The following is a 23,404-nucleotide window of genomic DNA, read 5'->3' as shown; positions in this document are numbered from 1 at the left end:
AATTCATGCTGCGGCAGCTGCGAGGGCGCGTCTAATGAATTTTTGTGGCGAAGCGATACCGCGATTCGTATCGCTACATCAGCAGCGCGGAGATCAGGTCTTTCTTGGCCGGGCTGACGTTGACGTCGAAATTCAGCGCCGCTTCCACGTGGCTCAGATGATGCAGCATCAGCTCCGCCGCCTTGTCCGCATCGCCCGAACGGGCGGCGGCCAGGAAGGCGCTGTGCTCGTCCGACGAGCAGGCGGCATCGCGTTCGGACTGATACAGCATGGTGATCAGCGAACTGCGGCCCACCAGCTCGCGCACGATTTCCTTCAGCACCTCGTTGCCCACCACGTCCGCCAGCAGCACGTGGAAGTCGCCCAGCAGCTGTTGCCGCATCTTCGACGGTACTTGCGATAGTGCGTTGCGCTCTTCCTTCAAATGCTTCTCCAGCATTTTGTAATCGGCCGCCTTGGCCTTGGCGGTGAACTCGCGCGCCAGTGCCGCTTCGATGATGCGGCGCGTAGCGAAGATCTCGCGTGACTCCCGTTCGCTGGGCTGACTGACCACGGCGCCCTTGTCGGGAACCATGTTAATCAGCTTGTCCTTCGACAGTATCAGCAGCGCCGCGCGGATCTTGGTGCGGCTGACTGAATACAAACGGCACAACGCTTCCTCCCGCAGCTTGGTCCCGGGCGGCAGCTTGCGCGCCGCGATGGCTTCGGCGAGGTTGTTGGCGATATCGTTGGGGCTTTCGACGGGGAGTGTGCTGGACATGAGGTGGCTATGAATCTCGTAGTGTCGTTTTTTCGCCCCATCATACATGGGCTGCCGGGGATTGACTATCTGGCAGTATCTCACGAGTAATCGCATTACATATGTGTCGTATGGAAATTATGTGGAAGCGATTCCTGTAGCGGATTGTAAAAAACTCTAGCGAATTCCGCTTGTTGTTTACTGTAGTTCTGCTACATTTTATCTGGGCTGCAGCATTTCCCAAAATACAAAATATAACGACACGGAGACAAAAATGATGAAAACCTTACTGGCCGCCGGCCTGCTGGGCGGTTGCGCCCTCGCGCCTGCGCATGCCGCCTTCAACCCCGCCGATACCTCGGTACAGATGTTCCGCTGGAAGTGGAACGACATCGCCAAGGAGTGCACCAACTGGCTCGGCCCACAGGGCTTTGGCGCGGTGCAGGTATCGCCGCCGCAGGCTTCGGCCAGTCTGGGCGCCTGGTGGGATGTGTACCAGCCGGTGAACTTCGCTTCGCTGAAGAGCAATATGGGCACCGAGGCCGAGTTCCAAACCATGATCAACACCTGCCACACCGCCAAGGTGCGCGTGTATGCGGACGTGGTGGTCAACCATCTGGCGGCCGGTTCCGGCACCGCCACCGACGGCTCGACCTGGAACTCGACGACGCTGGCCTATCCCTTCTTCAGCGCCAGCGATTTCCATCCCGCCTGCGACATCGCCAGCGGCGACTACGGCTCGCCGGGCAATCGCTACAACGTGATGTTCTGCCGCCTGAGCGGCCTGCCGGACCTGAAGACCGACGGCTCCTATGTGCAGGGCCAGGTCAAGACCTACCTGACCAAGTTGATCAACATGGGCGTGGACGGCGTGCGCTTCGACGCCGCCAAGCATATGCAGCCCAGCGATCTTCAGGCGATCATGAGCGGCGTCACGCACACCACCACGGCCGGCGAGGCGCTGTGGATCACGCAGGAGGTGATCCCGGACAGTAACGTGGCGCGCTCCGACTACTACAGCGTCGGCACGCTGAACGAATTCCAGTACACCTTCGCCATCAAGGCCATGTTCCGCAACGAGAACGGCGCCAGCCTGTCGCAGGTGCGCGCCATCATGGGCACGCCGGGCAACTGGGGCGGCACCTGGGGCTTTGTGCCGAGTGATAAGGCGACCGTCTTCGTCAACAACTGGGATACGGAGCGCAACGGCAGCTCGCTGGTGGCCAGCAATTACGTCTCCGGCACCACCAACGACACCCAAGGCACCAAGCGCTACGACCTGGCCAACATCTTCATGCTGGCCTGGCCGTATGGTTCGGCGCAGCTGCACTCGGGCTTCCGCTTCACCAATTACGACCAGGCCCCGCCGAGCGCCAGCCCGTTCGACGCCAGCGGCAACCCGTTGATCAACCAGCAGTGGGACTTCATCCATCGCTGGAGCGATATCTCCAACATGGTCGCCTTCCGCGCGGCGACGTCGGGACAGGGTGTGGATTACTTCACCAACGGCACCGCCAACCAGATCGCGTTCGGGCGCGGCGCCAAGGGCTTCATAGCGATCAACAATGAGTACGCGGCCTGGAATGCGTCGCTGCAAACGCTGCTGCCCGCCGGGACTTACTGCAACGTGGTGCACGGCCTGTTGAACGCTGCCGGCACGGCCTGCACCAGCGACAGTGTCGCCGTCGGCAGCAACGGTATGATCAGCGTGAGCATTGCCGCCAACGGCGGTGCTACGGTGCCTGCCGTGGCACTGCACATCAATCAGAAGATCGGCGGCGGTGGCGGCGGTACGTGCACCACGGTGCCTGTCACCTTCCGCGTCGCGAACGCCAATACGGTGGTGGGGCAGAACGTGTACGTGGTGGGGAATCGCGCGGAGCTAGGAAACTGGGTGCAGGGCGCCAGCGATCAGCTGAACATTGAAGGCAGCGGCGCCAATGTGCCATGGTCGCGCACCTTCCAACTGCCGCCGTCGACGGCGATCCAGTACAAGTTCATGAAGTACGGCGTGAGCACCGTGTGGGAAAGTAACCAGTCCACCGCCAGCGGCAATCGCGAAGCGACCACGCCGGCTTGCGGCGGATCGGTCACGCTCGACGCGGGCAGCTTCCAGTTTTAATGCACGCTGGCTGGAACAGCCTTTTCCTGCTGGACGAGGATGAAGGGACTGACGACGACTGCCCACAGTTCGGCGTTGGTCTCCAGCCAGTTCGCAGCCTGCTCGTCGCTGACTTTGGCGAGCAGGCCGGCGTTCATCCACTGGCCGATATGGGCCTTGTCGTCGTGTGAGATGCGCACGGCCACGTCGACCAGGTCCAGCGAATTGGCGATCCACACCACATTGCCGGCGGCGAAATGCTTGAGCAGTTCGGTCCAGGGCAGGCGCGCGGTCTCGCGGTTCACTTTGAGGCGCAGGTCGGTGTCGTTTTCAGGTTTGGTTTGCATGATTCAGATAATTTCGATGATCGGTACAGGGCTACCCCGCCATGTTAACCGATAGGCCGCACCTTTGCGAACATTGCCCACCAGCGCAGGGCGGAAGCAGGCCAGGTTGGTGCCGCCGTCGAGCCGTACGCTCGGATAGATGATGCCCAGCGAGCCGCCATCCAGCAGGCGCTCGGCCAGGATCTGCGATTCGATGTAGCTGTCCGGCGCCAGACAACCCAGGTAGCGCGCCTGGCCACGCAGGTCGTGGAAGGGCGCGGTGAAATCGGCCAGCATGGTCTGGTATTGGACGCTGTCGTCGAAGCGGTTGATCTCGGCGTATTCGACGGCCTTGTGGAAGCTTACTTCGGCCAGCGCGGTTTCGACGTCGAAGGCGCAGTACCATGCGCCGCGATCGCCGCCGTTGAAGCGGCTGCCTTCAGGGCGGGCGTAGGTAAAGGCGGCGTTTACGATGCGGAAGTTCGGCACGCCGAACACCAGTTCATCCATCGTGATGCCGGCGGCGCCGCCGTTCTGCGCTTGCAGGCGGGCGTTGGTGGCGTTATCCAGTTCGAACAGGTCGTGCAGGTCCTGTTCGTTATCGGCCAGTGGCGACAGCACCGAGTCTTCAAGATCGGCGAAGCGCGAGGGCAGCAAACGGCAGGTGTCGAACTGGCGCAGTGTGGTGAGGGGCGGAATCAGGCTGACCGGCACTTACAGTCCTCCGCGGCGCGCGTCCAGCAACTGGCGCACGATCTGCATGGCGGGCAGGCCGCCGGCCGCGATATAGGTCAGCGGCGTGCGACCGCCGAAGATCAGGTTGGTGTTGGCAAGGCCCATCCATTCGTCGGCGAGCTTGTCGCCGTAGAGGATGTGCAGTGCCTTGTAGATGCCCAGCAGGTAGGAGATGCGCGTGATGCAGTCCACCTCCAAGGTGCGTTCCGGGTTCTTTTTCCACTCGTAGTAGGCGCTGCTGGAGATGCCGCCCAACAGTTCGCGGGCGTCGTCGTCGCGCAGCTTCCAGGCTGCGGCCAGCTTGAAAAAGCCCTTGAGGGCGGCCTTGGACAGCCGTTCGCGCTCGGGCTTGGCGTTCAGGTCGACCAGGATGGTTGGTTCGAAGCGGCTGCGGGGGTAAGCGTAGGTAAGATTCATAAATCCTCCGTTGATGGACTAGTTATACTCCTTTTTCGGATGAATAGCAATCCGGGACCAACTGGATTAATATCACCTTGTCTACAAAACAGGGAGGAATGGCCATGAAATGGTTGAATTTGACGGTGGCGGGGGTGTTGGCGCTGGCTGCGACCGCGGCGGTGGCGGCGCCGGTTTTCACGGGCGTGCAGGAGCAGGTGGCCAACGTTGAGCGGGCTTTTGCGGCGACCATGAAGGCACGCGATCATGCGGCTTTCGTGGCTTTCCTGTCCGATGAGGCGGTGTTCAGCGGTGGCACGCAGTCCTTGCACGGGAAGCAGGCGGTGGCCGATGAGTGGAAGAAATTCTTCGCCAAGCCGGGTGCGCCGTTTTCTTGGGAGCCGGATGAGGTCGAGGTGCTGGCGTCGGGCACGCTGGCCAAGACCTCCGGCCCGGTGCATGGACCGGACGGCAAGCTGATCGCGCGATTCAGCTCGGTCTGGCGGCTGGAGGCGCCCAACACCTGGCGCATCGTGTTTGATGGCGGTGTTGAGGTTTGCGGAGGGAAATGAAGCGTAGCGGCTAGCGGAACTGCTTGACGAAGGACATAGCCCCCCCTTACGGCATGTGTCGGATGAATTCTGTACTAAAAATCATGCCACGGTGTAAACGCCCAACTCCTTGGAGCGATTTAACCAGCCTTGGCAGGTCTCGCACGGTGGTTTGTACGTCCCATTTGTAGCCAATGAACAAACAAGGATCTTCTCTAAGTCGTAGCCCTGCTTTAATAGCTTGTTCACGGCGGATACTTCGGCGCAATTTTGAGGTTTCCATGCTTCTAGTTTATGTGTGGAGCTGAGCTTGTCGCGTAGAGTTTTGGTTAGCTGAGTCAGGTTGGTGATATCTTTGTTGTAGCCGACGGTTGCGCCACCCCCATCCAGACTGATAGCCACGCAGATCGTATTGACGCCCGGGGGTTTGGTTCCAGCACAGGCTTGCGCCACTCTGGTTCTGAGCACTTGGAGTCTTGCCTTGAACTTTTCTTCAGCAAGTTTCCGTTGTATCTTGAATGTAAAATGAGGATCCGATGGAGGAGTGGCGAATCCAGTGAGATCGATAATCTTGAAGACTTTCCAGTCTTCGGGCGCGGGCGCTGATGACGACGAGCTCGAACTAGTTGTCGTAGTAGAAATTGATCCACTAGACGTCGATATCGCTGGCGACGAACTCGCCTCGTGAGTGACTGTTGGCGGCGAAGATGCCATTCCGGTACTGGAACTGGAACTGGAGCTGAAGTTATCCATATCGGGACTAGGACCTGCAAGGCTTAGAGGCCGATAGGCTAGTGTTCCTGTGCAACCCGGATCCTCGCCGATGACCTTGATGCCTTCATACTCTGCAAAACTAAGGCTGTGAATTTTGCAGCTATTGTGCTCGAACGTAGTTCCCTTGTTAGTTGGCACTTTACTGATCTGGCTAATGATGTGTACAGTCTTGGAGCATTTGCTGCACGAGAATTCATGTCTGTAGTACATAAATACCTTTCGTGGGCGGTCTTGAGTTGAGCTGCGAGGTTACAGCGTAGTCGGCAGCAGCAGCTCGCTCGTGGTGGTGTTCTCCGCATAAGCTGGCTGATGCGCGGATAGGAGAAGACTGCAAGCAAGTGCGGTGGCAGAAAAAACTACTCTCATCGTTTCCACTTGTGATTTAAGCCGAACAGTTCAGCATCCACTGCACGCCAAATTGGTCGGTCAATTTGCCGTAGTAGTCGCCCCAAACCTGCGTGTCCAGAGGCGTAGTGACCCGACCCTTTTCGGACAGTTTGTCAAAAAGTTGTTTCGTCAGCTGCCGGTCGGTCATCTGCAAAATATGTGCGGACCCGCGCATCGGCTCCGCATCGTCATTGTCCGAAGCGAAGAACAAGACTCCCGGCCCCTCAAATCTCGCATGCATGATTTTGCCGCGCATGGCTTCATTGCGAACCGGCATGCCATCCACACCGAATCGCAGCACGTCGGTCATCCGGCCCAGCCCGCACCGGGTATAAAACTCCAGTGCTTGCTCGCAAGTCGTTGTAAAGAAGAGGTAATTGGATAATTGCATCTAACCATCCTGACAAATAGGCGGGGATGCTTAGAATATCATATTGCCAATATGGAAAGTGCGGTGATTTGTTTATGCCGGCTCGGCGTGCTCCACCATCAGCTGCACCTTGGTGACGCCGTTGTATTCATTGGCGTCGAGCCGGAAGGCGACCTTGGCGCGCTCGCCCAGCGAGTCGACGTGGCCGAACCAGATGGCGTCGTAGCGGGCGCCGTTTTTCTCCAGCAGCAGCTTGAGGTGGCGCTCCTTCAAAATGCGCTGGCTCACCACGCGGAACTCGTCGCAGAACACCGGCGGCGCGAAGCCCTGGCCCCACACCTGGCCGTCCATCAGCTCAATGAAAGCGGTGGTGTAGTAGGCGTCTTCCAGCGGGCCGTCGGTTTCGATTACGCGTTCCAGCTGCTGCTTGCTCAACCACGCGCGGCCTACTTCCTCGAAGGCGGCGGCGAAGGCCTCGAAGGCGTCGGCGCGCAGCGTCAGGCCGGCCGCCATCGCGTGGCCGCCGAACTTGTCGATCAGCGTAGGCGCCTTCTTGTACACCAGGTCCAGCGCGTCGCGCAGGTGGAAGCCGGGGATGGATCGGCCGGAGCCTTTGATCCAGCCGTCGGCGCCGGGCGCGAAGGTGATGGTCGGGCGGAAGAATTTTTCCTTCAGGCGCGAGGCGACGATGCCGATCACGCCCTGGTGCCACGATTCGTCGAACACGCAGATGGTGCTGCTGTTGGCCGGTTCGAACGCGTCCAGGTGCAGCAAGGCCGCATCCTGCATCTCGGCTTCGATCTCGCGGCGTTTCAGGTTGATTTCATTGAGCTGCTGCGCCAGTTGCCATGCGCGGCCTTCGTCGTCGGTGATCAGGCATTCGATCCCCAGCGACATGTCTTCCAGCCGTCCGGCCGCGTTCAGGCGCGGGCCCAGCGCGAAACCGAGGTCGAAGGGATTGGCGGTGCGCGGCTCGCGTCCGGCCACGCGGAACAGCGCCGCCACGCCGGCGTGCATGCGGCCGGCGCGCATGCGCTTCAGGCCTTGCGCCACCAGGATGCGGTTGTTCGGATCGAGCCGTACCACGTCGGCCACGGTGCCCAGTGCGACCAGGTCGAGCAGGTTGTCCAGCTTGGGCTGGGTCTGGGCGTCGAACACGCCGCGCTTGCGCAGTTCCGCACGCAAGGCCAGCAGCACGTAGAACACCACGCCGACGCCGGCGATATGCTTGCTCGGGAAGCCGCATTCCGGCTGGTTGGGATTGACGATCACGCGCGCGGCCGGCAGCGTATCGGCCGGCAGGTGGTGGTCGGTGACGACGACTTCGATGCCGCGCCGGTTGGCCTCGGCCACGCCGTCGATGCTGGCGATGCCGTTGTCGACGGTGATGATGATGTCCGGCTGCTTCTCGCGCGCCGTCAGCTCGACGATCTCCGGCGTCAGGCCGTAGCCGTACTCGAAGCGGTTAGGCACGATGAAGTCGATGTTGGCGCCCATCGCGCGCAGGCCGCGCAGCGCGACCGCGCAGGCGGTGGCGCCGTCGCAGTCGTAGTCGGCCACGATCACCATGCGCTTGTTGGCGGCGATGGAGTCGGCCAGGAACACGGCGGCGGCGCCGATGTGCAGCAGGCCCGAAGGCGGAATCATGGCCGCCAGCTCGCTCGACAGCTCCTTGACGTCGGTCAGGCCGCGCGACGCGTACAGCCGCGCCAGCACTGGATGGATGCCGCCCTGGCGCAGCATTTCGGATTCGCGGAACGGGCAGGGACGGGTGGCGATACGGGTCATGTCAGGCTTGCTTCAGTAAAAGGTTCAGGTTCGGCTTGCGCCAGAATTTGCGCAGCGCCAGTTTGCTGGTGCCGACGGTGCTCCAGCCATTGCGATGGCTGAGCAGCAGCGTCAGGCTGCCGATGCGGCCATCCTGCAAAGCCGTCAGCAACGGCGCCAGCCATTCCTGCTCGATGCGCTGCATGCGGGCGATCCAGTCGGACCAGTCGCCGGTCTGCGCCGACGGGATCAACTCGGCCAGCATCACGGCGCCCGGCTGGGCGATCAGTTGCGCTGCGGTCGGCGCGCGCAGCGCGGGCGCGGCCAGCGCCTGCATCCATTCCGGGCCGCCGGCGATCGCCAGTGGCTGCGGCGCCGCCTTCAGCGGACCGGCGCCGCCCCACAGCCAGAACGAGTTCACTGCCTGCAGGCCGCGCGCCTGGCGCGCTTCATTGACCGGGTGTTCGTGCCACTGCATCTGGATCTCGTTTTGCAGCTTGCGGTAGGCGCGCGCGTGCTCGCCCTCGGGCATCCAGTCGCTCAGGTTTTGCGTGGTCGCGGCGTCGGGCGAGGCGGTGGCCAGGGCGGACCACTCATCGGCCCGTGCAAGCCACAGGCCGGGTGCGGCATGCAGCAGCGTCTTGCCTTGCTCCTCGAAGCAGGGGCGGGCCAGCTCGTAGAGCGCGTGCGATTCCGCCTCGTTCAAATGCAGCGCGCGGGGATCGGACAGCAGCAGGTGGGTGCGCGACAGCTGGATATGCGCCGGCTGCACGATGAACCAGTGGCCATGTCCGGCCTCCGCATGCAAGCCACAGCCGTGCATGACGGCGGTGGCCACCGGCGCGCCGGTGTCTGGACGGTCGGGCGCCGGCGCCAGGCCCAGTGCGTGGGCCAACCATGCTTCGTGCGGCAGCACCCGGCTGTCGTTGTCGTAACGATGGTATTCAAAGTGTTTGTTGCGAGACAACAACGTCGCCAATGCAGGGGTTTTCAGGACCCGCAACAGGTCGGACACCATCTCCGGCGGGGGCAGGGCATAAGGCAGGGCAAGGGTGATTTCAGTCATGCCGAGATTGTAGGGCAAAGCAGCCAGTGACGGGATGTTGCGTTAAAGAACTGCAAGATGACAAAAAGAATCATTCGAGTAAAAAATATTAATTATTTTAGGAAAAGTTTCGCTATAATTGCGACAACTTACATGTGTTGTCGGCATCATTCCATCCCGACAACTCCAGTTGTCCAGTATTCCCCTGCCGCCTTTGACCCCACCCCCGTCAGCAGCCGCGCCGGTCAGCAATCCACTCCAAAACGACTTTGAAGGCAAATAAAAATGATTAAGTTCAAATACAGCGGTGTGACGGTAGAGGTGTCTAAATGAGTACTATTTCAGTCAATGCCACCATTCATGTATGTGAAGATACCAACGCCAACTTCGATATGCGCGATGTGCTGGCGGCGGCTGGGGTTACCACGACCGCCGGCCTGAACATCAACACCATGGTGGTGAAGCTGCCGGACGGCACCACGTCGCTCGTCAATACGCCGCTGTTCGGCCGCGTCGATGCGGACACCGTCTATGTGCATCCGGGCGACTGGAAGCCAAACTACAACGGCCAGTTCGCCACGATCGAACTCATCGTCCAGGATGGCGATGCCGGTCCGCGCATTTCGATGAACCTGCAAGTGGTGGTCGATCCCGTCAACGACGCGCCCACCGGCGCCAACAAGGTATTCGCACTGAGCAATGGCGCGCCGATCACGCTGGCGCAGGCCGACTTCGGCTTCGTCGATGCAGTCGAGCACGACGCCTTCCAGTCCGTCATCATCACCTCGCTGCCGACCGCCGGCAAGCTGATGCTCAACGGCGTGGCCGTGGCCGTGAACACCGAAATCTCGGCCGCCGACATCGCCGCCGGCCACCTGTCGTTCGAACCGAGCCAGACCGCCGCCGGCAACTTCGATGTCGGTTTTAAAGTGCGCGACAACGGCGGCATGGTTGGCTGCGGCGCCGCCGACACCAGCGTCACACCCAACTACCTGACCTTCAAGGTGCCGATGTCGCACCTGGGCGACTTCGTGTGGGAAGACAGCAACGGCAACGGCGTGCAGGACAGCGGCGAAGCCGGCCTGGCCAACGTCACCGTGCAACTGAAGGACGTCGACGGCCACGTGGTCATGAGCACCACCACCGACGCCAGCGGCAAATACCATTTCGACGTCAATCCTGGGACTTACTCGGTGTCCGTGCAGGCGCCGGCCGGCTATGCGCCCACCGTCAAGGGCCACGGCGGCGACGCCGTCGACAGCGACATCGATGCCAGCGGCAACACCGGCGCGATCACGCTGGCGCCGGGCGAGACCAACAACAAGGCCGATGCGGGCCTGGTGCGCCCGGCTTCGCTGGGCGACACCGTCTGGTACGACACCAACCGCGACGGCGTGCAGAACAACGGCGAAGCGGGCGTCGCCGGCGTCAAGGTCACGCTGCTGGACGCGGCCGGCCATCCGACCACCGTCACCGCCACCACCGACGCCAACGGCCACTACCAGTTCAGCGGCCTGCAACCGGGTAGCTACAGCGTGCAGTTCGACAAGACCACCTTGCCGGCCAACTACCTGTTCACCGCCCAGGGCCAGGGCGGCGACGCCACCCACGATTCCGACGCCGACGCCGCCACCGGCCAGACCGCGCAAGTCACGCTGGCCTCCGGCGACAGCTACCAGCACCTGGACGCGGGCATCGTCATCAAGCAAGCCACCGTGGGCGACCGCGTGTGGGAAGACACGAACGGCAACGGCGTGCAGGACGGCGGCGAGCTGGGCCTGGACGGCGTCAAGGTCGACCTGAAGGACGCCAGCGGCCATGTGGTCAGCAGCGTCACCACCCACGACGGCGGCCAGTACAGCTTCACGGTTGACCCCGGCACGTATTCCGTCTCGGTCAGCGCGCCGGCAGGCTTCGTGGCCACCGGCCAGGGCGCCGGCGGCAACGCCGCCGCCGACAGCGATATCGACGCCGCCGGCAACAGCGGCGCCGTCACGCTGACGCCGGGCCAGAACAACGCCGACATCGACGCCGGTTTCTACCGTCCGGCCACGCTGGGCGACAAGGTCTGGTATGACAGCAACCGCGACGGCGTGCAGGACGCGGGCGAAGCCGGCGTGGCCGGCGTCAAGGTCGTGCTGCTGGACGCCAGCGGCAATCCGACCGGCGCCACCGCCACCACCGACGCCAGCGGCAACTACAGCTTCAACGACCTCAAGCCGGGCACCTACAGCGTACAGTTCGACAAGACCACCTTGCCGGCCAACTACGTGTTCACCGCCGCCGGCCAGGGCGGCAACGGCGCCGCCGATTCCGACGCCGACACCGCCACCGGCGCCACCGGCCAGGTGACGCTGGCTTCGGGCGACCACGGTCATGACCTGGACGCCGGCATCGTCGTGGTCCAGGCAACGGTCGGCGACCGCGTGTGGGAAGACAAGAACGGCAATGGCGTGCAGGACGCCGGCGAGCAGGGCGTGGACGGCGTGGTCGTCTCGCTCAAAGCGGCCGACGGCCACGTGCTCAGCACCGTCACCACCCATGACGGCGGCCAGTACGGCTTCACCGTCGATCCCGGCACCTACAGCGTGTCGGTGGCGCCGCCCGCGGGCTACGCCTTCACCGGCGCCGGCAAGGGCGGCAACGTCGCGCTCGACAGCGATGTCGGCGCCGATGGCAACAGCGCGCCCATCACGCTGGTCTCCGGCCAGCACAATGCCGACATCGACGCCGGCGTGTACCGCCCGGCCTCGCTGAGCGAAGTGGTGTGGATCGACGCCAACCGCGACGGCCGCCTGAACAACGGCGAAGTCGGCGCGGCCGGCGTGCAGGTCACGCTGCTCGACGGCAGCGGCAACCCGGTGGCCGGCGCCGTCGCCACCACCGACGCCAACGGCCACTATCAGTTCGATGGCCTGGCGCCGGGCAACTACAGCGTGCAGTTCGACAAGAGCACGCTGCCGGCCGGCTATGACTTCACCACCGCCGCGCAAGGCGGTCCTGGCGGCGCCGGCTCCGACGCCGACACCGGCACCGGCAAGACCGCGCAAGTGACGCTGGCCTCGGGCGACAACCTGACCCTGCGCGCCGGCCTGGTGGTGCAGCAAGCCACGCTGGGCGACCGCGTGTGGGAAGACAGCAACGGCAATGGCGTGCAGGATGCGGGCGAAGCCGGCATCGACGGCGTCAAGGTCGACCTGAAGGACAGCCTGGGCAATGTGGTCAACAGCACCGTCACCCACAACGGCGGCCAGTACAGCTTCACCGTCGATCCCGGCACCTACTCGATCGCCGTCACCGCGCCGGCCGGCTACACCGCCACCGCGCAGGGCCAGGGCGGCAACAGCGTTGCCGACAGCGACATCGACGCCACCGGCGCCAGCGCCGCCGTCACGCTGACGGCCGGCCAGAGCAACACCACGGTCGATGCCGGCCTGGTCAAGTTTGCCGAACTGGGCGACACCGTCTGGAACGACGCCAACCGCAACGGCGTGCGGGACGCCAATGAAGCCGGCCGCGCCGGTGTCAAGGTCACGCTGCTGGACGCCGGCGGCAACGCCGTCGCCACCGCCACCACCGACACCGATGGCCACTACCTGTTCAACAACCTGAAACCGGGCACCTACAGCGTCCAGTTCGACAAGACCACGATCGGCGCCGACTATCAGTTCACCGCGGCCCACGCCGGCGGCAACGGCGCCGCCGATTCGGACGCCAATGTCGCCACCGGCCAGACCCAGCAGGTCACGCTGGCTTCTGGCGGCGTCAACCACGACCTCGATGCGGGCATCGCGCTGGTGCAGGCCACCGTGGGCGACCGCGTGTGGGAAGACAAGAACGGCAACGGCGTGCAGGATGCGGGCGAAGCCGGCATCGTCGGCGTCAAGGTCGATCTGAAGGACGAGCAGGGCAACGTCGTCAAGACCACCACCACCGGCACCGACGGCAAGTACAGCTTCACCGTCGATCCTGGCAAATATTCGATCTCGGTCACCGCGCCGACCGGCATGACGGCCACCGGCCAGCACAGCGGCAGCGATGGCAGCGTCGACAGCGACACCGGCGCCAACGGCCAGAGCGACCAGTTCACGCTGAGCGCCGGCCAGACCAACAACGACGTCGACGCCGGTTTCTACAAAGGCGCGACGCTGGGCGACCGCGTCTGGTTCGACAACAACAAGAACGGCGTGCAGGACGCGGGCGAAGCCGGCGTGGCCGCCGTCAAGGTCGTGCTGCTGGACGCCAGCGGCAACCCGACCGGCGTCACCGCGACCACCGACGCCAGCGGCAGCTACAGCTTCACCAACCTGAAGCCGGGCACTTACAGCGTGCAGTTCGACACCGCGTCGCTGCCGGCCAACTACGTGTTGACCAACGCTCACCAGGGCGCCAACGGCGCGCTCGATTCCGACGCCGACACCGCCACCGGCAAGACCGCGCAGGTCACGCTCAATTCCGGCGACAACCACCATGACCTCGATGCGGGCGTGGTCGCGCTGCCGGCCGTGATCGGCGACCGCGTCTGGCTCGACGCCAACGGCAACGGCGTGCAGGACGCGGGCGAACAGGGCGTGGACGGCGTGGTCGTCACGCTGAAGGACACCGGCGGCCACGTGCTCAACTCGGTCACCACCCATGACGGCGGCCAGTACAGCTTCACCGTCGATCCAGGCACCTACACCGTGTCGGTGGCGCCGCCTGCGGGTTATGTGTTCACCGGCGTCGGCAAGGGCGGCAACACCGCGCTGGACAGCGATGTCGGCAGCGACGGCAATGCCAGCGTCAGTGTAGGCGCGGGCGAGCTTAACCAGAACATCGATGCCGGCGTCTACCGTCCGGCTTCGCTGAGCGAAGTGGTGTGGATCGACGCCAACCGTGACGGCCGCCTGAACAACGGCGAAGTCGGCGCGGCCGGCGTCAAGGTCACGCTGCTGGACGCCAGCGGCAATCCGGTGGCGGGCGCTTCCGCCGTCACCGACGCCAGCGGCCACTACCAGTTCAACGGCCTGGCGCCCGGCGTCTACAGCGTGCAGTTCGATAAGAGCACGCTGCCGGCCGGCTACAACTTCACGTCCGCCGCACAGGGCGGTCCCGGCGGCGCCGGCTCCGACGCCGACACCGGCACCGGCAAGACCGCGCAGGTCACGCTGGCCTCGGGCGATAACCTGACCTTGCGCGCCGGCCTGACCGTGCAGCAAGCCACGCTGGGCGACCGCGTGTGGGAAGACAAGAACGGCAACGGCGTGCAGGATAGCGGCGAAAGCGGCATCGACGGCGTCAAGGTCGACCTGAAGGACAGCCTGGGCAATGTGGTCAACAGCACCGTCACCCATGACGGCGGCCAGTACAGCTTCACCGTCGATCCCGGCACCTACTCGATCGCCGTCACCGCGCCTGCGGGCTACGGCGTCACCGGCCAGAACCTGGGCGGCAACAGCGCCACCGACAGCGACATCAACGCCGCCGGCAAGAGCGGCAATGTGACGCTGACGGCCGGCCAGAGCAACACCACGGTGGATGCGGGCTTGTACAAGTTCGCCGAACTGGGCGACACCGTCTGGAACGACGCCAACCGCAACGGCGTGCGGGACGCCAATGAAACCGGCCGCGCCGGAGTCAAGGTCACGCTGCTCGACGCCAACGGCGCCGCCGTGGCCACCGCCACCACTGACACGGACGGCCACTACCTGTTCAACAACCTGAAACCTGGCACCTACAGCGTCCAGTTCGACAAGACCACGCTGGGCGCCGGCTACACGTTCACCAGCGCCCACACCGGCAGCAACGGCGCTATCGATTCCGACGCCAACGTCACCACCGGCCAGACCCAGCAGGTCACGCTGACTTCGGGCGCGTCCAACCACGACCTCGATGCGGGCGTCTCCGCGCTGCAGGCCACCATCGGCGACCGCGTGTGGGAAGACAAGAACGGCAACGGCGTGCAGGATGCGGGCGAAGCCGGCATCGTCGGCGTCAAGGTCGATCTGAAGGACGAGCAGGGCAACATCGTCAAGACCACCACCACCGGCACCGACGGCAAGTACAGCTTCACCGTGGACGCCGGCAAGTACGCGATCTCGGTCACCGCGCCAAGCGGCATGACCGCCACCGGCGAGCACGCCGGCAGCAACGGCGCGGTCGACAGCGATGTCAACGCCGCCGGCCAGGGCGACCTGGTCACCGTGGCGCCGGGCCAGACCAACAACGACCTCGACGCCGGCTTCTACAAGGGCGCGACGCTGGGCGACCGCGTCTGGTACGACGTCAACAAGAACGGCGTGCAGGACACCGGCGAAGCCGGCGTGGCCGGCGTCAAGGTCATCCTGCTGGACCAGGCCGGCAATGCCACCGGCGCCACCGCGACCACCGACGCCAACGGCAACTACAGCTTCACCAACCTGAAGCCGGGCACCTACAGCGTGCAGTTCGACAAGACCACGCTGCCGGCCAACTACAGCTTCACCACGGCCGACCAGGGCGGCAACGACGTCAAGGATTCCGACGCCAACGTCACCACCGGCAAGACCGCGCAAGTGGTGCTGACCTCGGGCGCCGTCTACAGCGACCTGGACGCCGGCATCGTCGCGGCGCCGGCCAAGCTGGGCGACACCGTGTGGGAAGACAAGAACGGCAACGGCGTGCAGGACAGCGGCGAAGGCGGCATCTGCGGCGTCAGCGTGCAGTTGAAGGACGCCACCGGCAAAGTGGTGGCCACCACCTCCACCGACACCGCCGGCCACTACAGCTTCACCGCCGATCCGGGCAGCTACACGGTGTCGGTCACGGCGCCGTCGGGCTATGCCTTCACCGGCAAGGACGTGGGCAGCGACGACGCCAAGGACAGCGATTTCGCCAGCAACGGCGTCAGCAATGTCGTCAAGCTGGCCGCGGGCGAAACCAACAACACCGTCGACGCCGGCCTGTACAAGACCGCCTCGATCGGCGACCGTGTCTGGCTGGACAGCAACAAGAACGGCATCCAGGACAGCGGCGAGTGCGGCGTCTCCGACGTCAAGGTGATCCTGATCGACGCCGACGGCAACCAGGTCGGCAAGGCCGTCACCACCGATTGCGACGGCAACTACATGTTCAGCGGCCTCAAGCCAGGCACCTACACCGTGCAGTTCGACAAGACCACGCTGCCGGAAGGCATGGTCTTCACCAAGGCCAACCAGGGCAGCAACGACGGCGTCGATTCGGACGTGGACGCCAGCGGCCTGTCGCACGCGGTCACCGTCGCCTCGGGCCAGGTCGACAAGAGCGTCGATGCCGGCGTGGTGGCGGCGGCCACCATCGGCGACAAGGTCTGGATCGACAAGAACGGCAACGGCCTGCAGGACGACGGCAGCGACAGCGGCAAGTCCGGCGTGACCGTCAACCTGCGCGACGTTGACGGCAACATCGTCAAGACCACCACCACCGACAGCAACGGCAACTACAAGTTCTCGGTCGCGGCGGGCACCTACTCGGTCGACATCAAGGCGCCGACCGGCTACCTGGTCACCACCAAGGACGTGGGCAGCGACGGCAACCTCGACAGCGACGCGGACGCCAGCGGCAACCTCGGCTCGATCACCGTCAGCGCCGGCCAGAACGCCACCAACATGGACGCCGGCCTGTATCAGAAGGGCTCGATCGGCGACAAGGTCTGGTTCGACAGCAACGGCGACGGCATCCAGCAGGCCACCGAAGCGGTCGCCAAGAACGTCGTGGTCTCGCTGCTCAACGACAAGGGCGTGGTCATCGCCACCGACACCACCGATGCCGGCGGCCTGTACTCGTTCACCGACGTCGGCCCCGGCAAGTATTCGGTCAAGTTCAGCGCGCCGGACGGCTACACCTTCACCAAGTCCAACCAGGGCAGCAGCACCGCCCTGGATTCCGACGCCGACAGCACCGGCCAGACCGCGCAGTTCTCGCTGGCCTCCGGCGTGAAGGACACTACCCGTGACGCCGGCCTGGTCAAGGCCGGCAGCATCGGCGACACCGTCTGGGAAGACGCCAACTACAACGGCGTCAAGGACAGCGGCGAGAAGGGCGTCGACGGCGTCACCGTCAAGCTGTACGACGCCGCCGGCGCGCTCAAGGGCACCACCGTCACCCATGACGGCGGCCAGTACCTGTTCAACGGCCTCGCCGCCGGTTCGTACAAGGTCGAAGTCACCAACGGCAGCGGCTGGTACTTCACCAAGACCGGCATGGGCACCGACGTCACCGATTCCGACATCACCAACGTCAGCGGCAGCACCGGCAGCACCGGCGCCATCACGCTGGCGACCGGCCAGAACATCACCACCGAGGATGCCGGCATTTATCGCAAGGCCAGCATCGGCGACAAGGTGTGGCGCGACGCCAACCACAACGGCATCCAGGACAGCGGCGAGGAGGGCATCGGCGGCATCAGCGTTGCGCTGTACGACGCCAGCACCAACAAGCAGGTGGGCGCGACGATCAAGACCGATGCCGGCGGTAACTACAAGTTCGGCGACCTGACGCCGGGCGACTACTACCTGGTGTTCGACAAGACCAACGTCAGCGTGTACTTCTCGTCGGACCACAGCACCTACAACATGAGCAACTGGAAGTGGGGCGTCAAGAACGTCGGCAGCAACGACGCGATCGATTCGGACGTGGCCGGCGACGCCAAGGCCTACACCAACGTGACCCATACCGACACGATCTCGCTGGCCTCGGGCAAGAACGACATGAGCTGGGATGCCACCATCACGCCGATCGCGATCGACTTGAACGGCGACGGCATCCACACCATCGCCCGCAGCGCGATGCAGGGCAGCTTCGATTTGCTGGGCACCGGCAAGGCGATCCAGACCGGCTGGCTGTCGGCCAGCGACGGCTTCCTGGCCGTCGACAGCAACGGCAACGGCAAGATCGACAGCATCAACGAACTGTTCGGTGGCGCCAGCAAGGGTTCGGGCTTCGCCAAGCTGGAAACCTATGACAGCAACCACGACGGCGTGGTCGATGCCAGGGATGCGCAGTTCTCCAGCCTGCTGATCTGGCAGGACAAGAACAGCGACGGCAAGACCGATGCGGGCGAGTTGATGTCGCTGAAGGACGCCGGCGTGGCCAGCCTGAAGGTGGCCTACACCGAACTGCCGTTCGTCGACGCCAACAACAACCTGCACCTGGAGCGCAGCAGTGTGGTCATGAGCAACGGCAAGTCGGCCGACATGACCGACGTGTACTTCGACGTCGCCAGGGAAGACGCGGCCGCGGCCGGCGTGGTCGCACCGACCATCGCCGACCTGATCGGCGCGGAGCCGGCGGCAACGCTGGTGGGCCAGTGCCCGGTGGCGCACGCATAAGTTTTTCAGAGCGGGGATGCCGCCGGGGACAAGCTCCGGCGGTCGATTAAAACAACTTTTATAGAAAAATCATCATGAACATCAAATTCAACACCGCAATCAAAGCCGTCGCCGTTGCTGCCGCCCTGGCATTCTCCAGCGTCAGCCATGCCGCCATCACCGTGGCGGAGAAGTCGCCCCATGATGCGTTCACATACATCAACTTTGATTCCACCTTCTTCGGCCATGCCTCGGATACGACCATCACCCCTTGGCAGCTGACCGGCGATGGCGTCAACACGCTGGCGTTCTGCATCGATCCTTACACCCCGGCCGATTACCACGCCGGCTACTCCGGCCTGGTCGCTGCGCAGTCGAGCGCCATCGTCGGCCTGTACGAAACCTCGTACAGCAAAGTGCTGAACAATGGCGTCTACAACGCCAACAATGCCGCTGCCTTCCAGTTGGCCCTGTGGGAAGTGCTGGACAATAAAGACTTCAGCACCGGCGCGCTGGTTCTGCCGACAAGCGGCGGCCTCCTGCCGGGTAACGACCAGTTCGCCGGCGTCGCGTACGGCATGTTGGGCGATGCGCTGAGCTACACTGGCCATGGCGGCAGCTACATCTATACCGAATACAGCGCAGCCGGCTCGCAAACGCTGCTGGGCGTGTCGGCCGTGCCGGAAGCCGATACCTGGGCCATGATGGTGGTCGGCCTGGGCCTGCTGGGCCTGGTCAGCCGCCGTAAATCGGGCAAGAGCGAAACCTTCGCCTGATTTGTAGGGGGCAGGGTGCGGTGTTTCACCCATGGAATCCTATTTATATGGCACACTGCGGGCTCACCAATGTTGATTCCCTTTGGAGCCCATGAGCCTTATCCAGAACCTGCCCTTTGAATGGCTGGTCGGCCTGCGTTACACGCGGGCCGGCAAGCGCAGCGGACGCAATAGTTTTATCTCCTTTATCTCGCTCATTTCCATGGCCGGCATCGGCCTGGGCGTGGCCGCGCTGATTGTCGTGCTGTCCGTGATGAACGGCTTCCAGAAAGAAGTGACCGACCGCATGCTGTCGGTGCTGGCCCACGTTGAAATCTTCGACGCCCGCGGCTCGATGCCGGACTGGCACGCCGCCGCCGCCGAAGCGCGCAAGAATCCCGAAGTGATCGGCGCCGCGCCGTTCGCCGAAACCCAGGGCATGCTGGTGCGCGACGACGTGCTGCGTCCCGCCATCATCCGCGGCGTGCTGCCGGAGCAGGAACCCAACGTCTCCGACGTCGCCAAACAAACCAAGCGCGGCAGCTTCAACGCGCTGCAGCCGGGCAGCTACAACATCGTGCTGGGCATCGAGCTGGCGCGCGCGCTGCGCGTCAACCTCGGCGAGAAGGTCACGCTGGCGCTGGCCCAGGGCCAGCCGACGCCGGCCGGCGTGCTGCCGCGCCTGCGCTCGTTCACCGTGGTCGGCATCTTCGAAGCGGGCCACAACGAGTTCGATTCCGCGCTGGCCTTCGTCCACCTGACCGACGCCGAAAAACTGCTGCGCATGGACGCGCCGGCCGGCCTGCGCCTGCGCCTGTCGGACATGCACCGCGCGCCGCAAGTGGCGCAGGACCTGAAGGCCAGCATGTCGGGCGACCTGATCATGCGCGACTGGTCCAAGCTCAACGCCAACTGGTTTGCTGCAGTGCAGACCGAGAAGCGCATGATGTTCATCATCCTGACCCTGATCATCGCGGTGGCCGCCTTCAATCTGGTGTCGACGCTGGTGATGACCGTGACCGAGAAACAGGCCGACATCGCCATCCTGCGCACGCTGGGCGCTTCGCCGCGTTCCATCATGAAGATCTTCATGATCCAGGGCGCGCTGGTCGGCATACTCGGCACCGCGATCGGCGTGGGCCTGGGCGTGCTGGTGGCGCTCAACATCGACGTCATCGTGCCGTTTATCGAACATATATTGGGAGTGCAGTTCTTGTCGAAGGATATCTACTACATCAGCAGCGTGCCGTCCGACCTGCGTTGGCCGGACGTGTTCAAGATCGGCGGCGTGGCCGTGGTGCTGGCCTTCGTGGCGACGCTGTATCCTAGCTGGTGGGCCGCCCGCGTGAAACCTGCGGAGGCGCTGCGCTATGAGTAACCTGGAACCTGTAGTCCTGTCCTGCCGCAGCCTGGGCAAGACCTTCACCCAAGGCGCCTATTCGGTGCAGGTGTTGAACGGCATCGACATCGATGTGCGGCGCGGCGAGCGCGTGGCGATTGTCGGCGCCTCCGGCTCCGGCAAATCGACCCTGCTGCACCTGCTGGGCGGCCTCGATACGCCGACCAGGGGCAGCGTCACCCTGCTGGGCAAGGACTTCGCCAGCCTGAGCGAGACCGCGCGGGGCGACCTGCGCAACAGCTCGCTGGGCTTCGTCTACCAGTTCCACCACTTGCTGCCGGAATTCAGCGCGCTGGACAACGTGGCGATGCCGCTGATGATACGCCGCGTCAAGCGCAGCGAAGCGACCACCGTGGCGCAGCAGATCCTCACCCGCGTCAACCTGGCCAAGCGCGTCACGCACGTGCCGGGCGAGCTGTCCGGCGGCGAGCGTCAGCGCGTGGCGCTGGCGCGGGCGCTGGTCACGCAGCCGGCCTGCGTGCTGGCCGACGAACCGACCGGCAACCTCGATCACGCCACCGCGCAGCAGATCTTCGATTTGATGCTGGAACTGTCGCGCACCCTGGGCACGGCTTTCATCATCGTCACCCACGATATCGAGCTGGCGCGCCGCTGCGACCGCGTGCTGCGCCTGACCGACGAAGGCCTGCACCCTTACCAGGACTGACGTCATGTGGATCGACACCCACTGCCACCTCGACGCCCATGAATTCGGCGGCGAGTCGGCCGCGCAGGCGGCGCTGGCGCGGCGGCAGGGCGTGTCGATGATCGTGATCCCGGCGGTGGAGACGGCCAACTTCCCGGTGGTGGCGCAGCTGGCCGCCAGCGTGGACAACGCCTGCTACGCGCTGGGCATCCATCCCATCTACGTTCCAAACGCCGAGGAGGACGACCTGCGCGTGCTGCGCGAGCAGGTCGCCGTCGCCATGGCCGACCCGCGCTTCGTCGCCCTCGGCGAGATCGGCCTGGACTTTTTCATCCCCATGCTGACCGAGCCGGCGATGCGCGAGAAGCAGGTCTTCTTCTTCCGCGAACAGCTCAAGATCGCCCGCGATTTCGAGCTGCCGGTGCTGATGCACGTGCGCCGCTCGCAGGACGTGGTGCTCAAGCACGTGCGCCAGATCCGTCCCGCCGGCGGCATCGCCCATGCGTTCAACGGCAGCTTCCAGCAGGCGCAGGGCTATATCGAGCTGGGCTTCAAGCTGGGCTTCGGCGGCGCCATGACCTTTACCCGCGCGCTGCAAATCCGCCGCATGGCGGCCGAGCTGCCGCTGTCCTCCATCGTGCTGGAAACCGACGCGCCGGATATTTCCCCCAGCTGGATACACCCCGGCCGCAACAGTCCCGATCAAATTCCCCGCATCGGCGCGGTGCTGGCCGCGTTGCGCAACATCCCCCTGCAAGAGGTGGCCGACGCCACCAGCGCCAACGCCCGCGCCGTGTTGCCGCGCATGTCGGCCTGAGCGAAAAGCGCGCACGGTTAGATTTCGATAGATTTGACACACGGTCAATAGTGCATAATTTAACACTTTAATATTTGCACAATTCATCGAAAGCCCGTAATGAAAAACATCGTCCGTAGTACTTGCCTTGCAGCGCTGGTGTTGGTTCCTGTTGCCAGTTTCGCCGAAACCAGCCAGGTGTCCGAGCGCGAGATCGACGTACCGAAGTGCGCCCATCCGGCCGCCAAGGTCGTGTTCACCGAGTTCAAGTGCAAGTCGGCCGATTGTTCGTCGGGTGCAGGCCAGCAAGACCCGCGTCAATACCGCTGGTGGGAGCGCCGCGGCGATGTCGCGCAGCCGACCTACACCGGCGTCGGCACCGGCATGACCGAAATGCTGGCCACCGCGTTGACCCAGACCGGCTGCTTCGACGTGCAGGAACGCGCCGAGATGGAAGAGATCAACAAGGAACTGGCGCTGATCGGCAAGAAGGTCGAAGCCGAGGCGGCCGACTTCATGATTACCGGTTCGATCACCTCGCTGGGCTTCGAGCAAAGCTCCACCGGCCTGGGTGGCCTGGGCTTCCTCAAGGGCCCGCTGGGCTTGCTGGCCGGCTCGGTCGACTTCAAGAAATCCAAGGTCCACATGAACATGGACATCCGCGTGGTGGACGTCAAGCGCGCCAAGATCATCGCCTCCAAGACCTTCCAGGCGAATAACGAAAAGAACGGCTTCGGCGTGTCGGCGCTGGGCTGGGGCGGCGGTGTCGGACTGGGCGGCAGCCACGCCAGCATCAGCGGTTCGCCGCTGGAAGAAGTCGCGCGCGACTTGCTGGTCAAGTCGACGTCCTTCCTGGCCGAGACCATCGCCGCCAAGAACATCACCGACCACATCGCGGTCAAGGCGACCGACGTCTCGGTGAAATAAAGCGCGCGCGATAGTACCGCAAGCGGACCGCTGGCACGATTGAATGCATAGCTCTGTTGTAATAATGCTTTATTTGACATGAAATATCGGCAATGATATCTTCTTTGCACCACTACCCGTGGTCATCGTTTGAACTTTAACTATCTGAAAAAGGTTCTTAAAAATGAAAAAGCAAAATGAGACAAAGCTGTTCGCATTCAAACTGGCAGAGAAAAAAGTCGCTGCTGTAAAAGCCGCTCCACAATGGAAAGCGCGCGAAGGCGTGGCGCTGGCCGGCTGCTCCGGTCCTGACGCCCGCGGTCCACGCAACGGCCGCGCCGACACCGGTATCTGGTGCTAAGCTGAGCTACTGCCTGCCTGTGCCTGGGGATCCAGGCGCAAGCGG

General features: G+C 63.9%; 17 protein-coding genes. 9 read left to right on the top strand and 8 right to left on the bottom strand.

Going from position 1 to position 23,404, the window contains the following annotated elements; all coding sequences use genetic code 11:
- Positions 1 to 73: 73 nt before the first annotated feature.
- Positions 74 to 760 carry a GntR family transcriptional regulator gene (locus D0T21_RS08515; protein WP_116990897.1) on the bottom strand — a complete coding sequence of 229 codons (687 nt, stop codon included), beginning with the start codon at positions 758 to 760 and terminating at the stop codon, positions 74 to 76.
- 253 nt (positions 761 to 1,013) lie between these two features.
- On the opposite strand from D0T21_RS08515, the gene D0T21_RS08510 reads away from it, so the two are divergent.
- On the top strand, positions 1,014 to 2,861 hold the full coding sequence (locus D0T21_RS08510) for a carbohydrate-binding module family 20 domain-containing protein (RefSeq protein ID WP_116990896.1): 1,848 nt from the start codon (positions 1,014 to 1,016) through the stop codon (positions 2,859 to 2,861).
- Here the strand turns inward: D0T21_RS08510 and D0T21_RS08505 are convergent.
- From D0T21_RS08505 to D0T21_RS08495, 3 genes are read right to left on the bottom strand one after another with little or no spacing between them, the layout of a single operon-like run.
- Positions 2,858 to 3,187, bottom strand: a complete 330-nt coding sequence (locus D0T21_RS08505) for a DUF2288 domain-containing protein (RefSeq protein ID WP_116990895.1) — start codon at positions 3,185 to 3,187, stop codon at positions 2,858 to 2,860. The two genes, D0T21_RS08510 and D0T21_RS08505, sit on opposite strands and share 4 nt — an antisense overlap.
- A 3-nt stretch (positions 3,188 to 3,190) precedes the next feature.
- Positions 3,191 to 3,880: an RES family NAD+ phosphorylase gene (locus D0T21_RS08500; RefSeq protein WP_116990894.1), complete on the bottom strand. Its 690-nt coding sequence runs from the start codon at positions 3,878 to 3,880 to the stop codon at positions 3,191 to 3,193.
- Positions 3,881 to 4,318 carry an antitoxin Xre/MbcA/ParS toxin-binding domain-containing protein gene (locus tag D0T21_RS08495; protein WP_116990893.1) on the bottom strand — a complete coding sequence of 146 codons (438 nt, stop codon included), beginning with the start codon at positions 4,316 to 4,318 and terminating at the stop codon, positions 3,881 to 3,883.
- A 104-nt stretch (positions 4,319 to 4,422) separates the two neighbouring features.
- Here D0T21_RS08495 and D0T21_RS08490 point away from each other — a divergent pair, with 104 nt between their 5' ends.
- Positions 4,423 to 4,869, top strand: coding sequence for a DUF4440 domain-containing protein (locus D0T21_RS08490; protein ID WP_116991062.1), 447 nt, complete (start codon positions 4,423 to 4,425; stop codon positions 4,867 to 4,869).
- Positions 4,870 to 4,950: 81 nt separating this feature from the next.
- Here the strand turns inward: D0T21_RS08490 and D0T21_RS08485 are convergent, their stop codons facing one another.
- The 4 genes from D0T21_RS08485 to D0T21_RS08470 form a co-directional block, all read right to left on the bottom strand.
- A complete protein-coding gene (locus D0T21_RS08485) occupies positions 4,951 to 5,832 on the bottom strand; it encodes a hypothetical protein (protein WP_116990892.1) in 882 nt (293 codons plus the stop codon).
- Positions 5,833 to 6,004: 172 nt separating this feature from the next.
- Positions 6,005 to 6,400: a VOC family protein gene (locus D0T21_RS08480; RefSeq protein WP_116990891.1), complete on the bottom strand. Its 396-nt coding sequence runs from the start codon at positions 6,398 to 6,400 to the stop codon at positions 6,005 to 6,007.
- Positions 6,401 to 6,472: 72 nt separating this feature from the next.
- Positions 6,473 to 8,167, bottom strand: a complete 1,695-nt coding sequence (recJ, locus tag D0T21_RS08475) for a single-stranded-DNA-specific exonuclease RecJ (protein WP_116990890.1) — start codon at positions 8,165 to 8,167, stop codon at positions 6,473 to 6,475.
- A 1-nt stretch (position 8,168) separates the two neighbouring features.
- Positions 8,169 to 9,212 carry a hypothetical protein gene (locus D0T21_RS08470; RefSeq protein ID WP_199538495.1) on the bottom strand — a complete coding sequence of 348 codons (1,044 nt, stop codon included), beginning with the start codon at positions 9,210 to 9,212 and terminating at the stop codon, positions 8,169 to 8,171.
- A gap of 308 nt (positions 9,213 to 9,520) precedes the next feature.
- Here D0T21_RS08470 and D0T21_RS08465 point away from each other — a divergent pair, with 308 nt between their 5' ends.
- The 7 genes from D0T21_RS08465 (at position 9,521) to D0T21_RS32190 (ending at position 23,359) form a co-directional block, all read left to right on the top strand.
- A complete protein-coding gene (locus tag D0T21_RS08465; RefSeq protein WP_116994323.1) occupies positions 9,521 to 18,517 on the top strand; it encodes an SdrD B-like domain-containing protein in 8,997 nt (2,998 codons plus the stop codon).
- A 74-nt stretch (positions 18,518 to 18,591) separates the two neighbouring features.
- Positions 18,592 to 19,272 (top strand): PEP-CTERM sorting domain-containing protein, encoded by a 681-nt coding sequence (locus tag D0T21_RS08460; RefSeq protein WP_116990888.1) that lies wholly within the window; start codon positions 18,592 to 18,594, stop codon positions 19,270 to 19,272.
- A gap of 91 nt (positions 19,273 to 19,363) precedes the next feature.
- A complete protein-coding gene (locus D0T21_RS08455; RefSeq protein ID WP_116990887.1) occupies positions 19,364 to 20,629 on the top strand; it encodes a lipoprotein-releasing ABC transporter permease subunit in 1,266 nt (421 codons plus the stop codon).
- Complete coding sequence (gene lolD / locus D0T21_RS08450; RefSeq protein WP_116990886.1) at positions 20,622 to 21,317, top strand: lipoprotein-releasing ABC transporter ATP-binding protein LolD; 696 nt, start codon at positions 20,622 to 20,624, stop codon at positions 21,315 to 21,317. The genes D0T21_RS08455 and lolD overlap by 8 nt, the downstream gene beginning before the upstream one ends.
- A 4-nt stretch (positions 21,318 to 21,321) precedes the next feature.
- Entirely contained in the window at positions 21,322 to 22,113 is a 792-nt protein-coding gene (locus tag D0T21_RS08445; RefSeq protein ID WP_116990885.1) for a TatD family hydrolase, read from the top strand.
- A gap of 99 nt (positions 22,114 to 22,212) precedes the next feature.
- Positions 22,213 to 23,019, top strand: coding sequence for a CsgG/HfaB family protein (locus tag D0T21_RS08440; RefSeq protein WP_116990884.1), 807 nt, complete (start codon positions 22,213 to 22,215; stop codon positions 23,017 to 23,019).
- Positions 23,020 to 23,182: 163 nt separating this feature from the next.
- Positions 23,183 to 23,359, top strand: coding sequence for a hypothetical protein (locus D0T21_RS32190; protein WP_199538494.1), 177 nt, complete (start codon positions 23,183 to 23,185; stop codon positions 23,357 to 23,359).
- The last annotated feature ends 45 nt before the right edge of the window (positions 23,360 to 23,404 follow it).

It is taken from the genome of Duganella sp. BJB476 (assembly GCF_003416895.1).
Classification (GTDB): Bacteria; Pseudomonadota; Gammaproteobacteria; order Burkholderiales; family Burkholderiaceae_D; genus Rugamonas.
This window is presented reverse-complemented; position numbering and strand designations above follow the sequence as displayed.